The 15,405-nt window shown below is 40.2% G+C and carries 14 protein-coding genes; 7 read left to right on the plus strand and 7 right to left on the minus strand.

The annotated features are described in order from the left end of the window. Window positions 1-185: 185 nt before the first annotated feature. Window positions 186-1,436 (plus strand): hypothetical protein, encoded by a 1,251-nt coding sequence (locus tag PROVALCAL_RS09680; protein ID WP_006659049.1) that lies wholly within the window; start codon window positions 186-188, stop codon window positions 1,434-1,436. Then, a complete protein-coding gene (locus tag PROVALCAL_RS09685) occupies window positions 1,436-2,566 on the plus strand; it encodes a hypothetical protein (RefSeq protein ID WP_006659050.1) in 1,131 nt (376 codons plus the stop codon). Before PROVALCAL_RS09680 ends, PROVALCAL_RS09685 begins: the two co-directional genes overlap by 1 nt. A 49-nt stretch (window positions 2,567-2,615) precedes the next feature. Here PROVALCAL_RS09685 and PROVALCAL_RS09690 read toward each other — a convergent pair whose 3' ends face one another. Further along, window positions 2,616-3,908 carry an MFS transporter gene (locus PROVALCAL_RS09690; RefSeq protein WP_006659052.1) on the minus strand — a complete coding sequence of 431 codons (1,293 nt, stop codon included), beginning with the start codon at window positions 3,906-3,908 and terminating at the stop codon, window positions 2,616-2,618. 257 nt (window positions 3,909-4,165) lie between these two features. Between PROVALCAL_RS09690 and PROVALCAL_RS09695 the strand changes: the two genes are divergently transcribed. The 4 genes from PROVALCAL_RS09695 to PROVALCAL_RS09705 all read left to right on the plus strand — a co-directional run bounded on the left by PROVALCAL_RS09695 (window position 4,166) and on the right by PROVALCAL_RS09705 (window position 7,779). Then, window positions 4,166-4,522 carry a YcgJ family protein gene (locus PROVALCAL_RS09695; RefSeq protein WP_006659053.1) on the plus strand — a complete coding sequence of 119 codons (357 nt, stop codon included), beginning with the start codon at window positions 4,166-4,168 and terminating at the stop codon, window positions 4,520-4,522. Between the two features lie 537 nt (window positions 4,523-5,059). Then, complete coding sequence (locus PROVALCAL_RS09700) at window positions 5,060-6,463, plus strand: tryptophanase (protein WP_006659054.1); 1,404 nt, start codon at window positions 5,060-5,062, stop codon at window positions 6,461-6,463. 133 nt (window positions 6,464-6,596) lie between these two features. Then, on the plus strand, window positions 6,597-6,767 hold the full coding sequence (locus PROVALCAL_RS20215) for an aromatic amino acid transport family protein (protein ID WP_311135483.1): 171 nt from the start codon (window positions 6,597-6,599) through the stop codon (window positions 6,765-6,767). Next, window positions 6,691-7,779, plus strand: a complete 1,089-nt coding sequence (locus PROVALCAL_RS09705) for an aromatic amino acid transporter (RefSeq protein WP_006659056.1) — start codon at window positions 6,691-6,693, stop codon at window positions 7,777-7,779. The genes PROVALCAL_RS20215 and PROVALCAL_RS09705 overlap by 77 nt, the downstream gene beginning before the upstream one ends. 78 nt (window positions 7,780-7,857) lie before the next feature. Here the strand turns inward: PROVALCAL_RS09705 and PROVALCAL_RS09710 are convergent, their stop codons facing one another. Next, window positions 7,858-8,295 carry a DUF411 domain-containing protein gene (locus PROVALCAL_RS09710; protein ID WP_006662889.1) on the minus strand — a complete coding sequence of 146 codons (438 nt, stop codon included), beginning with the start codon at window positions 8,293-8,295 and terminating at the stop codon, window positions 7,858-7,860. A gap of 447 nt (window positions 8,296-8,742) precedes the next feature. Here PROVALCAL_RS09710 and PROVALCAL_RS09715 point away from each other — a divergent pair, with 447 nt between their 5' ends. Continuing rightward, window positions 8,743-10,329, plus strand: coding sequence for a methyl-accepting chemotaxis protein (locus tag PROVALCAL_RS09715; protein WP_006659058.1), 1,587 nt, complete (start codon window positions 8,743-8,745; stop codon window positions 10,327-10,329). A gap of 69 nt (window positions 10,330-10,398) precedes the next feature. Here the strand turns inward: PROVALCAL_RS09715 and PROVALCAL_RS09720 are convergent, their stop codons facing one another. The 5 genes from PROVALCAL_RS09720 to dusB all read right to left on the minus strand — a co-directional run bounded on the left by PROVALCAL_RS09720 (window position 10,399) and on the right by dusB (window position 15,358). Then, the gene (locus PROVALCAL_RS09720; RefSeq protein ID WP_006659059.1) at window positions 10,399-11,607 is read right to left on the minus strand and encodes an ATP-grasp domain-containing protein; all 1,209 of its coding nucleotides are present in this window, start codon (window positions 11,605-11,607) and stop codon (window positions 10,399-10,401) included. Further along, window positions 11,579-12,718 (minus strand): MFS transporter, encoded by a 1,140-nt coding sequence (locus tag PROVALCAL_RS09725; RefSeq protein ID WP_311135484.1) that lies wholly within the window; start codon window positions 12,716-12,718, stop codon window positions 11,579-11,581. Before PROVALCAL_RS09725 ends, PROVALCAL_RS09720 begins: the two co-directional genes overlap by 29 nt. A 38-nt stretch (window positions 12,719-12,756) precedes the next feature. After that, the gene (locus PROVALCAL_RS09730) at window positions 12,757-13,767 is read right to left on the minus strand and encodes a threonine aldolase family protein (RefSeq protein WP_006659062.1); all 1,011 of its coding nucleotides are present in this window, start codon (window positions 13,765-13,767) and stop codon (window positions 12,757-12,759) included. Window positions 13,768-14,069: 302 nt separating this feature from the next. Further along, window positions 14,070-14,366: a DNA-binding transcriptional regulator Fis gene (fis, locus tag PROVALCAL_RS09735; RefSeq protein ID WP_004258438.1), complete on the minus strand. Its 297-nt coding sequence runs from the start codon at window positions 14,364-14,366 to the stop codon at window positions 14,070-14,072. A gap of 14 nt (window positions 14,367-14,380) precedes the next feature. Continuing rightward, complete coding sequence (gene dusB, locus PROVALCAL_RS09740; protein ID WP_006659064.1) at window positions 14,381-15,358, minus strand: tRNA dihydrouridine synthase DusB; 978 nt, start codon at window positions 15,356-15,358, stop codon at window positions 14,381-14,383. Between the last annotated feature and the right edge of the window lie 47 nt (window positions 15,359-15,405).

Here is a 15,405-nt window from a genome sequence, read left to right on the forward strand (position 1 = left end):
TTATTTCCTTTACTAGAGTTGGGTCTCATTTTAAGAGTAAAACAGGTATTTACCCACTTTTTGCTGTTTTGGCTTTTAACCTGTAATTATCCGAATTGTTTTATTATAAGACAACTTTGACTAGGGCAATATACCTTTATTTATTATCATAATATTAAATTAACTATAACAAATAGGCATCATTTATGGGTGTTCAATATTTTCAGGTTAAGCTAATCCAGTGCGACTATAAACATGTTTCACCAATGGGCATGGTAAGGCTAATTACATCGGATAAAGTGTTTTTCTTCAATGTTGAGGATTTTGAAAATAGCCAAATATTTTTGGAACGATTACAAAAAGATGACACATTGATTATCTCTGCTGAACAACTGAATGACGGTAGTTATTGGTTAAATTGGGTTTATCATCCTGAGTATGGACGCTTGGAACCAGACAGAAATCTTAAGTTTGACAAAGGATTAGTGAAACAATACTTGCTGTCTTTAGGGCTTACAGCTCTCTTTATACCTGCCTATTTTTGTCTGTTTACTGATGAAGATAGTGTGTGGTTAATTGTTATTGCATCATTACTCGCGATGGCTGCCTTCACGGGGGCTGTTTTGTTGTATATGTGTATTTCACAGACCTTCACCATTTTTAGTCGAAAACGAAAAACAATTTTGCGCGCCCTAGATTTGGTGATTGATGGTAAGTTTCAGGTATTGTCTGGCGAAAATCTGATCCAGATTGAGGGAATTAAAAATCCAAAATCTAAACCACTTAAAATAAACCCAACTTTGGATAAATTGCCCCATGAACCATCTTTGAGCGTGACAAAGGGCAGTGTTAACCTCAAAAACATCAATATTATTGAATACTATTATCGTGGCAATACGACTATTCGCCATGAAGTCGAGTTGCAGGTGAATAAAAGCCATTTGAATTTAAAATTAGATGGCGCGAAACCTTTCTTTAATAACCATAGTTTTTTTCTGGCTCAGGGTGATGAGGTTGAGGTTTATCACTCTAAATTAGCGGAAAACCAGCCTGATAACGTGGTGTTTGGGGTGTTCAACTATCAAGATAATTTAGCCTATACCTTATCTGCTCGAAACATGGCGCAGGAGCGAGGATTGTATTTAGGATTATGGTGGATTACCGGCATTATTTTGGCATTGTTGCTGGCAGTGTTTGGGGCTATTTCCATTATGGAGATTCAAGACCGAGGTGGTCACTGGGACTCATGGGATTGGCTATATCTACTGGATAATGATTTGATATTTATCGGGTTTGCTAGCTCAATAACACTCGGCATCTGCTTTTTAATCGCTTTGGGGATGGCGGCATATTATCAGTTTTCTAAACGCGGTCGTGCCTACTATCAAACTCAAGCCATTTTGAGCACATTACGTCGCCAACAAGGTAAAGATGGTTACGTTATGGAGGTACGCTAATGAATCCATTTCTGAGTTGGCGATTTCTGGTGACGGGCGCCATTTTTTTTGTGTGCTTAGGGGGGACGCTATTTTTGGTATTCCGTGGGGATGATAGCCCCTGGAGATGGAAAGATAATTACCAAGAGAGCAGTGCCTATATTGCGGATTATGATTATGCCAAAACCTATCCGGCGAAAAATGGCACGCTGATAATTACTCAGAAAAATCGTCGCTCGTCATATTATTACAATCGTCTCGATGCGTATGCGTCTGGCAGAGAAGACCGTTATCAGGTGTTATTTGCTAATCAAGAAGGTGTGCGTTTCATCACCCAAGATGACAACAGCTTTTATAATGTGGTGTGTGATGATACTCAGTGTCTGTTAATGGTGCGGGGTGGGTATCGCACCGTGAATTTATCTGACTATTCAGTGGGACTATTAACCCCTTGGAAAGAAGGTGATGGAGAATATGTTTATTCGGCAATCACTGGGAATATTTACCAAAGTGGTCCGGGTGAGCCTTACGTGCTGATAGATAGTCAAAATATTTTTACCAGTGCAGACAAAGGGTTAACATGGCAATATTTGATGAATCCTCGCGAGTTAGTGAAACGCTTTTATCCTGAAGAGATCGCTGACAACTCCACGTTTTCATATGCTGTGCATCATGGCAATGTAGTGATGTGGTATAGCTACGGTAACGAAATGGGCTCCCTTGAAGTGGTGGTCAATATTGCCCAAAAAACGGTGGTGAGCCATCGGTGGCTACCGATTCGTATTAACGAAGCCGCCCAAAATCTGAAAGGGGACATTTACCTGATTGCGCAGGAGCCTTCGCGCAGATTATTTTCTCTGTATCAGTATCAAAATGGTGATTTTAAGTTGATCAGGGAGGCGGGTTATAACCATTTGCAAGATATGAAAGTTGCCAATGATGGTTTGCTTGTGGCGGAATATGCCAGAGGTGCTCTGCAATATTTAACGCTCGATTTTGCTAGCGGTCAGTTACATCGTCGCTCTGACTTAGAATGGTATAACAAATTATTTATTCCTGAGCTGCAAGGATTTATTGAGCTATCAACCGATTATAGTGATGAATCCGCGTTGGCTGCGGGAACACAACTTCGTTATCGTACAGCGTATTAATTTAAGGCGATGGAATAGGGGCATTGTGCCCCTATTGATGATAGGCAGGCTATGGTCGTTTTTTGGGAAGTAAAATCACTGCGGTGGCGGCAATCACGGCGACGATAGAAAACGCAATAAAGTTCCAACTGGTGGCAATTCCTAAGCTCGCGATATACGCGCCGAACATCGGACCGGTCATGGCACCAATGCGTGAAAAACTTAATGCCCATCCAGTGGCGGATGCGCGCGCTTTTGATGGATAGTAATTGGCAATGTAACCCGTCAAAATCAACGCTGCGGAAATACTACCAACCCCTGCAAATGCCACAAGTAGGTAGTTAATATAAATATTTTGTTTGAAAACCATGCAGCCAATTCCGATTGCCCCTAATAGGAAGAAAAAGGCAACAGACCCTCGAACGCCACGCTTATCGGCGATTTTTCCTAAGAATAACCCGCCTAATGCTGACGCTAAGCTAAATACGACTAAAAAGGTTAAGCTGGAGCCTAAGTTATAACCTTCCTTACGCATGATGGAAGGTAGCCATGTATTTAAGCCATATACCAGCAACATGCCGCAGAACAACGCTACCCAAAAACAGGCTGTTGCGCGCAAATGAGTCCACGCAAAAACCACGGAGACTATCTCTTTTAAGCGTTGAGGCTGCTGTTTTTGTTGTGCGGGCGGTGCTTGATATTCAACATCTAATGTTTGTGCTAGTGATTGTGCTTCAGCATGACGACCTTTATGGGTGAGGAATTCTAAGGATTCAGGTAGTAGGCGAGCCATGGGCCAAACGAGCAAGAGTGGTAAAGCGCCAAAGCCAATAACACTGCGCCAACCAAATTGTTCCAGTAGCCACATTGCTACCAGTGCTGCGCAGAGGATCCCAAGCGAGTAGCCAGAATACATAATCCCGTAGTTAAATGAGCGTTTTTCAGCGGGAGAATATTCGATAGTCAATGCTGCGGCGACAGGGATCACCCCTCCTAAGCCAATACCACCAATAAAGCGCATAAGCCCAAATATCCAAGGCGTAGGTGCAAGAGCCGCAGCGAGCATTGTCAGTGAAAACAAGGTAACACAGGCCAAAAGCATGCGACGACGACCATAGAGTTCACTCAGTGTTCCGATAATAAATGCTCCAAAAAACATACCGACTAAGGCGTAGCTACTGAGAGCACCAAGCTCTAACGGGGTAAGATTCCATTGTTTGTATTCTGCGAGCGTCGGTAGAACGGCGCCCATCACGCCGACATCATAACCTTCAAATAAAATACTCATCCAGCAGATCAATAACACTTTTGAGGTGGTTTTAGTGGAGCCAAAAGATTTAATGGCGACGGTCTCTGTTGTCATGCTTCACTCTCTTATTGGGTGCTTAATTTTGTCGAATGCAGAGTTGCAGGTGTTGTTATTATTTAAATTGCCACCCATACACTCATCTTTTCTGCAAAAAATGACAATTGAAAGTGTTAATAAAAGGTTAAATTGATGCAGTAAATGGATAGGGTTTGCAGTAAATATGAAATACGGGCAGAAACGGGGAATTAAACAGTGAAATGAAGCTCTAATATTACATTGCAGTTATGTTATCGATTAATAAAAGGTGTGGTATGAATTTAAAAGCAGTATGTCTCGTTGGGTTTGCGATTGCGGCATTACCGATGTTGTCGTCAGCAAAATCGACCTCAGCATTAAAATCCCCAGAAAAAAACGTACTATGCGATAAGTATGTCTGCTTTAGCGCCAAAGATGGGGTATCTACGGAGCTGACTAAGAAGTATTTAGGTGATAAACGCGCGAAAGTAATTGAGCAAGGTGGCGATTTTGATAAAACGGCCATGACGTTTGCCAATGGGATTTTCTGCGATATTAATGAGCAGAAGTGCCATATCGACCGTTACTTTGACGCGGATGGAAAGCGCAGTGCGGTATCGAAAGAGTATACTCACAAGCTATTTGAAAAATAATGTTTAGAGAGAAATTATTAAATTGATATCATTAAGTAAAGCCTTTGTATAAGGCTTTACTTAATTCAAATATATTCTCAGTGAAATGACTTTTTAACGTTAATAAATTAATTTTAAAATCACTATTTATTATTTAATTATAAAACAAAATCAAATTATTAACGTTTATTTAATAGTTGTTTATCTAAATAATATTGTGACCATAATCATAGTGCGAGGGGTTATTTAACACATTTTGTGATGAAGATACAAATAACAGACAATTGCTATTAAATTCATCTGAAAATTGTTATATACCATACTCAAGGTTGTACTAATTCCTTACTGATGGGAGTCCTAGTATGTTTCTTTTAAGTGAGTTACTCATGTCGAGGCGCTTCTTCTATCTGAAGAAATGGTTCAATATTGATATTTCTTTAGCTTATTTTTTTCCGCACAAATAACCTTTCTTTTTTCTCTCTCCCAAGATCTATTCGCTTATTTTTATAAGTTCGAATTTCTGTTTTTATTATTTAATGAAAAATTAAAGGTATTATCATGGCTAAAAGAATCGTAGAACCGTTCCGTATTAAAATGGTAGAAAACATCCGTATTCCATCCAGAGAAGAGCGTGAAGCAGCATTAAAAGAGGCGGGTTATAACCCATTCTTGTTACCAAGTAGTGCGGTGTATATTGACCTGTTGACTGACTCGGGTACTAACGCCATGAGTGACCGTCAATGGGCAGCGATGATCACCGGTGATGAAGCGTATGCAGGATCTCGTAACTATTATGATTTAAAAGATAAAGTTAAAGAAATGTTTGACTATGACTACGTGATCCCTGCTCACCAAGGTCGTGGTGCTGAAAATATGTTATTCCCTGTTTTACTGAAAGTAAAACAGGAACAGGGCGGTGCGAAAAAACCGGTATTTATTTCTAACTTCCACTTTGATACAACAGCGGCTCACGTTGAATTAAATGGTTGTAAAGCTATTAATATTGTTACCGAAAAAGCCTATGATTCTGAAACTTATGATGATTGGAAAGGTAATTTCGATATTCAAAAATTAAAAGATAATATTGCAAAACACGGTGCCGAAAACGTGGTTGCCATTGTTTCAACCATCACCTGTAACAGTGCGGGTGGTCAGCCAGTTTCAATGGATAACCTGAAAGAAGTTTATGAAATCGCGAAACAGCATAATATCTTTGTTGTGATGGACTCTGCGCGTTTCTGTGAAAACGCGTATTTCATTAAAGAACGTGATCCGAAATATAAAAATGCCACAATTAAAGAAATTATCCTAGATATGTACAAATATGCTGATGCGCTTACTATGTCAGCGAAAAAAGACCCACTGTTAAATATCGGTGGTCTGGTGTGCATTAAAAATGATGAAAAAATCTTTACGTTGGCAAGACAACGCTGTGTACCAATGGAAGGCTTCGTGACCTACGGTGGTTTAGCGGGTCGTGATATGGCAGCGATGGTACAAGGTTTAGAAGAAGGTGCAGGGGAAGATTATTTGCATTATCGTATTGGTCAGGTGAAATACCTCGGTGACCGTTTACGTGAAGGCGGTATTCCAATTCAGTACCCTACCGGTGGACATGCAGTGTTTGTTGACTGTAAAAAATTGGTTCCACATATCCCTGGAGACCAATTCCCAGCACAAGCGGTAATTAACGCATTGTATTTAGAGTCTGGTGTCCGTGCGGTTGAAATTGGTTCATTCCTATTGGGTCGTGACCCAGAAACAGGTAAGCAAAAACACGCCGATATGGAGTTCATGCGCTTAACTATCGCACGACGTGTTTATACCAACGACCATATGGATTACATTGCAGATGCTCTGATTGGCTTAAAAGATAAATTCGCAACCTTGAAAGGTTTAGATTTCGAATATGAGCCGCCAGTATTAAGACACTTTACTGCAAGATTGAAACCTATCAAATAATAAATAGTAGTTCTGCGGGTTCCCGTGCAATGCGGGAACCTTATCCCTTATTTTTAAGGTGAACAACATGAACAATTCGGCAGCCAAGAAAGAACCCTCCATAATGGTAGGGGGTTTTGTGCTAGGCGGAGCTATGATAGGGGCAGGTATGTTTAGCTTGCCAACTATTATGGCAGGAGCTTGGTTTATTAACTCGATTGTAATATTACTGATTGTTTGTTTTTTTTATGTTTCATTCAGGGATCTATATTTTAGAATGCATATCCAAATACGGAGCAGGCACCAATTATTTTTATATATCTAAAGAATTATTACCAAAATGGGCATGTTATATTGCTAACGCAGCACTCATATTTGTTTTATATATATTGATATATGCTTATATTTCCGCAGCCGGATCTGTTATTAAAGAGGCTGCTGCAATATATGGGTTTGAGATTAATTTAAGATTAATATTTGTTGTTTTCACTATACTATTAGGCGCAAGTATTTGGTGGAGTGGAATTGCAGCAAGTCGATTAACTTCATTATTCTTATTTATCAAAATTATTTTATTTATTCTCGCTTTTTCAGGGTTATTTTTAATTGTAAAAACTGATTTATTATTAAAATCGCCTGTAGGGGATAGTCAGCTATCATTACTGCCATTTGTCTTTATTATTATTCCTTACGCTATCACCTCTTTTGGCTACCACGGTAATGTATGTAGCTTATATAAGCTGTATCATGAAAATGAGCGCAAAGTGGTTAAAAGTTGTGTAATTGGTTGTGTGCTTGCCTTAATACTCTATTTCCTTTGGATATTAGGCACCATGGGGAACTTACCGCGAACAGAGTTTCTGACCATTATTAATAAAGGGGGGAACCTTGATGCATTTATTGAGTCACTGTATGCGGTGCTAAGTAGTCCACATATTGCGACTTTCTTATTATGGTTCTCGATTAGTGCGGTATTTTGTTCATTCTTAGGGGTTGCTATTGGTTTATTCGACTACATTCTTGCGTCATTAAGCTTTAAGGATAACTCCTCCGGTAGAATGAAAGCGGCACTATTATGCTTTATACCACCTCTAGTTTTATGCATGTTATTCCCAAATGGTTTCTTAATTGCTATCGCTTATGCGGGAATGGCTGCGTGTATCTGGGCGATTATTTGTCCAGCCGTTATGGCATTAAAAGTGAGAGAGCGTTTCCCTAATGCGAAATTCAAAGTATGGGGAGGCAAAGGGCTAATTTATGCTGTTATAGCCTTTGGTGTTGTGGGTATTATTTGTCAGTTGTTAGCACAGTTTAATGTATTACCGATATACCGTTAATTTTTCAAATTAAGATGTCATCATCAGTATCAAAGGTACAGCGAGGGTTTGCTGTACCTTTTTTATGGCTTAGCGAAATTAATAACGATTCAATACCGACTGGCTGCCATCTTTTTTAAAGCTAACGACCGAATATGGTTGTGTAAAGCCACTTGGCTGTTCCATGCCTAAGCTGCCCGCTGGCATGCCACCTACCGCAATACCTGCAACATCATCAGGAAGGGTACTTAGTTTGGCTAAGCTATCGAGCGGCACATGCCCAACGACCAATTTGCCATTAATTTTAGCGGTATGGCAGCTACGTAAAGAGAGGGGAAGGTTAGCTTCTTGATTTATTTTATCTATTTCTTGATAGGAGACATCGTGGATTTTTACATCGTAACCTGCAGCTTTGACAGCTTCGCCCCAAAGATGACAGCAGCCACAGCTCTCTTCTTTGTATAGATCGACAACTTGAGTTGCGGCAACAGAAGAGAAAGATGCCGCCAGTAGCGCGGTGAGTAACAATTTTTTCATATCAGTATCACTCCAAAAATAAAGCATTGTTATTTAAATAAAATAAGGGTGCGAACTAAAAAGCAGGTTTTTATTTTTCTTATTTGAGTCCTTGATCGAACCTCAGCACCATAAAGCTTCCTGTAGGGGGAAGCTCAAGTGATAAAACAGATTTTTGCGTATATTTACAGAACCTGATGATGAATGTGGCATACAGAAAACGAGGATGACTATGCGAGTTCAATCACAAACTGGAAGATAAGGTAATTGTACAAAAGTAGAACTACGATGGATAAAAAACAAACATTATGTCTCTAAAATCAAGTAGTAACCCAATTTTCAATCGGATAATTTTGTGTTTTTTGTAATGTCTAAAAGTCGGAAAGCAATTGAAAATAATTAAATTTTTCTCTTTTACCGCCGATAAATTAAACAAAGATCATTTTATTTTATCAAAAGAGAAATTCCATGCAGAAACTTCGAAATTATTCAATACGTGCTGTGATGCTCGTGCTACTTGGCATTTTATGCCTAAACCTAGGCGGAATAAGTCTGTATAGCGGCTGGTCCTTATCTCGTATTTCCGATGGTATTCAGGTTGACCGACAATTGGTTAAGCAGATGACGGTTCTGAGCCAAGGTAATGACCAGTATTTTCGTTTTGTGACTCGTTTAACTCGTGTGATGGAAACGAAAAATGAAGGGAAAGAAGGGGACTATACACTGGTTAAAGAGGCGCTAGTGAATATGGAGCGTTATCTTGAAGAGATGAAATCAATTTCACCAGGACCGATGGATAAAGCGATTTCAGACCAAGTGATTAACAGCTGGCAAGCACTCTTAGATGATGGGGTTAAACCCCAGCTTGCTGTCTCAATGGGGGATGATAAAGCGGCGTATCTGGCTCATGCCCATAATGTCACACCTGCACTAAGCCGTACATTTGGTGCCGCTATTACGCAATTTAACCAAGCGGCGGATGTGATGATTGAGCACACACGAGAAGCCGTTGATGAGCATATGGACATGACGCGGATCGTGATCATTATTGCCACGATTTTTGGCGTGTTGATTTTGATCTTTACTGACCGCTATCTGCTGCACATGATGCAGCGCCCACTGGAAATGATCCGTCAATATTTCGATAAAATTGCGAAAGGTGATTTAAGCCAACCAATAGCGCCATTTGGTCGTAACTGTGTCGGTAAACTTTTCCCGCTATTAGAAGAGATGCAAAACAGCTTACGTGAAGCGGTGTTGACCATTCGTAATGGCAGTGAAAGCATTTATCGCGGCGCGACAGAGATCTCTAATGGTAATAGCGACCTTTCCTCTCGTACCGAAGAGCAAGCGGCAGCGTTGGAGGAGACCGCAGCGAGTATGGAGCAAATTACCGCAGCAGTGCAATTGAATGTGGAAAATACTCACCAAGCAAACCAGCTAGCCGCAGAAGCGTTTGTAGTCGCAAATCAAGGGGATGCAATTGTTGAATCCGTCGTGAGCACAATGGATGAGATTTCTCAGAGCGCCAAGAAAATTTCTGACATTATCAGCATGATGAATGACATTAGCTTCCAGACGAATATTTTGGCATTGAATGCCTCTATTGAGGCAGCGAGAGCGGGTGTGCATGGACGAGGGTTTATGGTGGTTGCCGCTGAAGTGCGTAAGCTGGCAAGTCACAGTGCTGATGCTGCAATGGAAATTGAAAAGCTCATTGCTGAATCGACTTCGTGTGTGGAAAAAGGAACGCATTTGGTTCATGAAATGGGTTCAACGATGAGTAATATTCTGCAAGGGATCAATGACGTGACTGCGATTATGAAGCAGATTACCACCGCATCTGAAGAGCAGAGTAAGGGGATAGAACAAGTGGGTGTCGCGATTACTCAAATGGACAGTGTGACGCAACAAAATGCGTCTTTGGTGGAACAAGTGGCAACAGCCGCAAGTTCGTTAGAGCATCAAACCGAAGAGTTACAAGAATCGGTGAGCAAGTTCCAGCTAACCAGCGATGGAAGTGCATTCACCGACGCCAAGGTTGTTGCCGCCTAATAGCGGCAAACTATCAAGCAACGGTAATCCATTTAGCCCAGTACAAACACAGGTTTGTACTGGGTTTTTTTATTGATAGCTCATGGTTATATTCTTGAGCCAATTTTCTGCCTTTTCTGCGGCTAAGTGTTGTGTGGGCGCTGTTGTAATCACGTAACCAAGCCGGCTATAGCTATCTTTTAGTGTATTGACATGTACAGGAGTAGGAACAAAATTAAACAGTAATGGTAGATCTAAGTGAGAGTTTGCATGGAAATCAAGGATAGTTCCTTGTTTTTCGGAGGTTAAAAATCGAATAGACGCATACTGTTTGTTGAGCGTTAATGTGGGCACATAGGTCATACCTTTTACATGTAACGCAAGATAGCATTCAATTAAATCAAACCCTGTTGATTGATAGCAAAGAGTATCAATCATCCCGCCGGCAACTCTTGGATTAATTTCAATAAGCTTTATTTCGCCATGGTTAAGTTTAAATTCAACATGTGCGACCGTGTGGGATAATCCTACCTGAGTGAGCCACTCAATGATAGTTTTCGTGACGTCATCGATATCAAGGGATTCATCTGGAAAATCATGACCGATTTCTACGGCATATTGCCCAGACGTCGTATATTTTTTTGTGATACCCAGTATTTTCCACTCATCGCATTGCCTATCCCAATAAGCTTCGGCGCTGTATTCATCCCCTTCAATAAATTCTTCGACAAGATATTGTGGGGAGAGCAGATATCCGCGTTGGTTAACTCTAAACTCGGTTAATGCATGGACAGCAGCACGAGCTTCTTTCTCAGAGTAACACACAGTAACTTGGCTACTCCCACTGTCATCACAGGGTTTTATGACAACAGGGTATGGCATATTGTTAAGATCAAATTTGTCATGGATATTGCAAACATTGTAACGACAATTGGCATTCTGTTGGTGCAAATATTGTCTGGTTAGGTGCTTGTAGCGACACATAGTTAGGGCAATTAAATTTGGAGAGGGTAAACCGAGGGCGTGAGATACCGCGGCAGCGTTGACGAGCCGATAGTCATCAAAAGCCACGATACCTTGCGGATTATACTCGAGAGCATGACTGAGTATCGCTGCAATGGAATCGGTATTAAGCTCTATAATTTCATTAACATAGAGTGTTGGGTTGTCAGCTAATTGCGCATAATAATTGGGTTCTTTGGTTAATAAAACGGTGTGATAACCGTGTTCTTTAGCCAGCTTAATGGCTCTGACACCTGTACCAGAGATATTACATTCGAGAAATAGGATGGTTTTCATCTGAGCGCCTTAAAGAGATAGAGTATTCAGCAGCGAATAAAGAAATAAGAAGTAAAAACAAGGTAATAGGGATATAGATGTGTATCTGGACATCGTTCGCAATAATGCCAATATAGGCACCAAGGGATTCAGCCAATCCCCAAAAAAAGAGGCAAATAGACAATGAGAGTTTCTTGCGGGTAAATGGGCACTTCTCTATTGCAAGGCTATTGTTGTAAGGGCTCCAAATCAACTCGCTAAAGGTAAATAGGATGATTAATAAATAGAGCGAGACTAATGCATTGAAGTTTAAAAATAACAGCAAGATAGCAATCAAAATAAGGCTACATTTGTAGATGATAGCCTGGTGTGATTTTTTCTGTTTATCAATGAATTGAGTTACTTTGATTTGCAGAAGAATGATCATAGATGCATTCAAAGCGAACAAATAAGCAACACTGATATAGTTTCGAGCACCTTGGTAATGTAGCTCAAATAAGTAAGCTAAATTGCGAAAGACTAATCCCAACATAAAGAAGGGAATTGAGCTATAACAGAGGAAAAGTCCCCATGCTAAAAAGCGGGTGGTGGCTTCCGTTGGCTGATCTTGCATTGGCGAGGTATGCTTTTTATCCGTTAAGGTTAATGAGTACAGCGCAGCGACACACATAATGGCAGAAGGAAGAAAAATAACGCTCGAATATGAACCATGATAAAACCATTCCCCTGCTGCACCGCCTACAGCTGACGAAATATTAACAATGACATTCAATATTGAAAAATTCTTGACTCTTTGTGAATGATGACTATTTTCTGCAATAAATAAACTTGTACCCACATTGGCAATAGAAAAGCCGGCACCAATAAAGGCTGAGGATAACAGAAGGATATAAAAGCTTGAGGTGAAATAGATAGAAATAATAAATGATGAAGAAATCAAATAACTGAAGAAAAGTGTTTTCTTATAATTAATGAAATCAATAATAAAATGAGTGAAAAGAGAGAATGAACGGCTAATAAAAAGAAATGTAAGAATGATAATAGCGACATCACTCTCTTCGAGATTTTTTTCATTAATCAGGTATAAAGAAAAAAAGGTAGAAAACTGTAAAAAGAGATGCCCGATAAAAATCGAGTCGTCATGATTTTATTTATCATATTAAATATTTTTTATTTTTTAAATAGAGGGTCAAGTTGATTGATCATGGCTTCCGTAATATTACTGCTGGTAACAAAACGCACAATATCGCTTGTCCAAGCGATAGCCAGTATCCCCGCGTTTTTTAATGCTTGGACAACACGCTCGGCATCTGGCGTTTTTATCATGACAATATTGGTTTCAACAGGGTAAGCGAGTTGAAAATACGTTGAAGCAATGGAGGCAAGATGTGCTGCATTTTGGTGATCTGTGCGTAGCTGGGATTCATAATGCTCTAATTTATTTAACGCAATGGCAGCAAGTAGCCCTGATTGATGCAGCGCTCCGCCATACCATTTTCGATACCGTTTAGCGTTTTCTATATGGCGCTTACTGCCCACTAATACCGAGCCAAATGGCGCGCCAATGCCTTTAGATAGACAGATATTAAGCAGGTCGATTTCTTTGACGTATTCTGCTGGGGAAAGTTTTAGAGAAATACAAGTATTGAGTACCCTTGCGCCATCTAAAAATAGAGACATGCCTTTCTCAAGACACAACTTTTTGAGCTTTTTTATTTCTAAGAGGGGGAATACCATTCCTCCGTAAGTGCTAATGCTACTTTCTATCGCAATCACTTGTGGGGTGGCATAAAGATTTGACCAACGAGCTTTACTGTTGATGGCTTGGATAACCTCGTCTTCGGTCAAAATACCATTTTGCGTTTTAATATTATTAATGATTAATCCGCTCAGTGCGGAGGTTTGTGATGATTCGAAAAAACAGATGTGGTAGCCGACTTCGGTAATAACTTCATTACCGAGCGAGGATAAAACTTTTAAACCAATCTGATTACACATGGTACCCGATGGCATAAAGAGCGCACTTTCTTTATTAAACAATTCAGATATATAGGACTCTAATTTTTTGACGTAAATATCTTCATTGTAACAATCATCACTAATATAATTATAATTTATATTATTTAAATCTTCTTTATTTAACCTCGTTAGCGTATCACTTCTTAAATCAATCATTGTCATTTAAATCCTTTTCAATTTTCATGGTTAATTTCGAATGGTGAGAAATAAAAGGATTTTGAATTTATAAAGCTAAATAAAAAATGGCAAGATATAAAAAATAGGATTCTATGAACTGTGATGATGCTCATAAATAAAATCCAAGATTAAAACAAGGTTGATTTATTTATTAAATCAATAATTATTGTATTAAAAAGAGGCGTGATTATTGAAAGGTATAACAAGATGTGCAAATCGATGAAAACAAAAAAGCCCTTTCTAAAATCAGAAAGGGCTTCTAAAAACACTGCATTAACCGACTAGGATTAGTTCATGCCGTATTTTTTCAGTTTCTTACGCAGAGTTCCGCGGTTGATACCCATCATCAGGGCAGCACGGGTCTGATTTCCACGGGTATATTGCATAACCATGTCCAACAAAGGCTGTTCTACCTCAGCCAATACCAGCTCATATAAATCATTAACATCTTGATTATTTAATTGAGCAAAATAGTTCTTCAGTGCTTGCTTAACTGAGTCACGTAACGGTTTTTGAGTTACTTGATCTTGTGAATTTACAGTTGCAACGGTTAGTACGTCAGAATTTACGCGTTGTTCGAACATAGTTCTGTCAGCTCTTATCTTTTATTTACGCAAAAATTTTCAAAAAATGCTTCCAACACCTCCAGCTGTTCGCTGGCATCCTCAATGGCGTTGAAGGAGCGCCGAAACTGGTCATCAGGTGCATGCTCTTGTAAATACCAAGAAACATGTTTGCGCGCTATACGGGCTCCCTTGCCTTGACCATAAAAGTCGTGCAGTTCCCGTACATGCCCTAGCATAATGCTTTTCACTTCTGCCATTGGCATCGGTGGCAATATCTCACCTGTGTCCAGATAATGTTGGATTTCCCGAAAGATCCAAGGTCTTCCCTGAGCTGCTCTGCCTACCATCAAGGCATCCGCCCCTGTGTAGTCTAAAACAGCCCTGGCTTTTAGCGGGTCAGTAATGTCGCCATTGGCAATAACCGGAATGGAAACAGTCTGCTTAACTGCCCGAATGTTGTCATACTCAGCTTCGCCGTTGAACAGACAGGCTCTGGTTCTGCCATGAATGGTCAAGGCTTGAATACCACAATCTTCGGCCAATTGGGCAATCTCTATGCAGTTACGCTCTTCAGGTGACCAGCCTGTGCGGATTTTTAGTGTGACTGGCACATCCACAGCGTTTACAACGGTTTCTAGGATTGATTTCACAATCTCCGGATAACGTAGCAAGGCTGAGCCTGCAAGCTTACGATTCACTTTCTTAGCTGGACAGCCCATATTGATATCAATGATTTGAGCGCCGCTCTCAACGTTAATTTGAGCTGCTGCGGCCATTTCATCGGGATCATTGCCAGCTATTTGAACAGAACGCACCCCGAGTTCATCGCGGTGAACCATCCTGAGTCTCGATTTATCTGTCTTCCAAACTTGTGGGTTGGAAGAAAGCATCTCCGATACTGTCATTCCAGCACCCATTGCATAACACAGAGACCTAAACGGCTTATCTGTGATGCCTGCCATGGGGGCAGCAATAAGACAGTTTCTCAACTGATATTGTCCGATTCGCATAACTAAATGGGGGCCATACTGTGACTGCAAGGGCGCGTATATTACGC

Source organism: Providencia alcalifaciens DSM 30120 (genome assembly GCF_000173415.1).
GTDB classification, from domain to species: Bacteria; Pseudomonadota; Gammaproteobacteria; order Enterobacterales; family Enterobacteriaceae; genus Providencia; species Providencia alcalifaciens.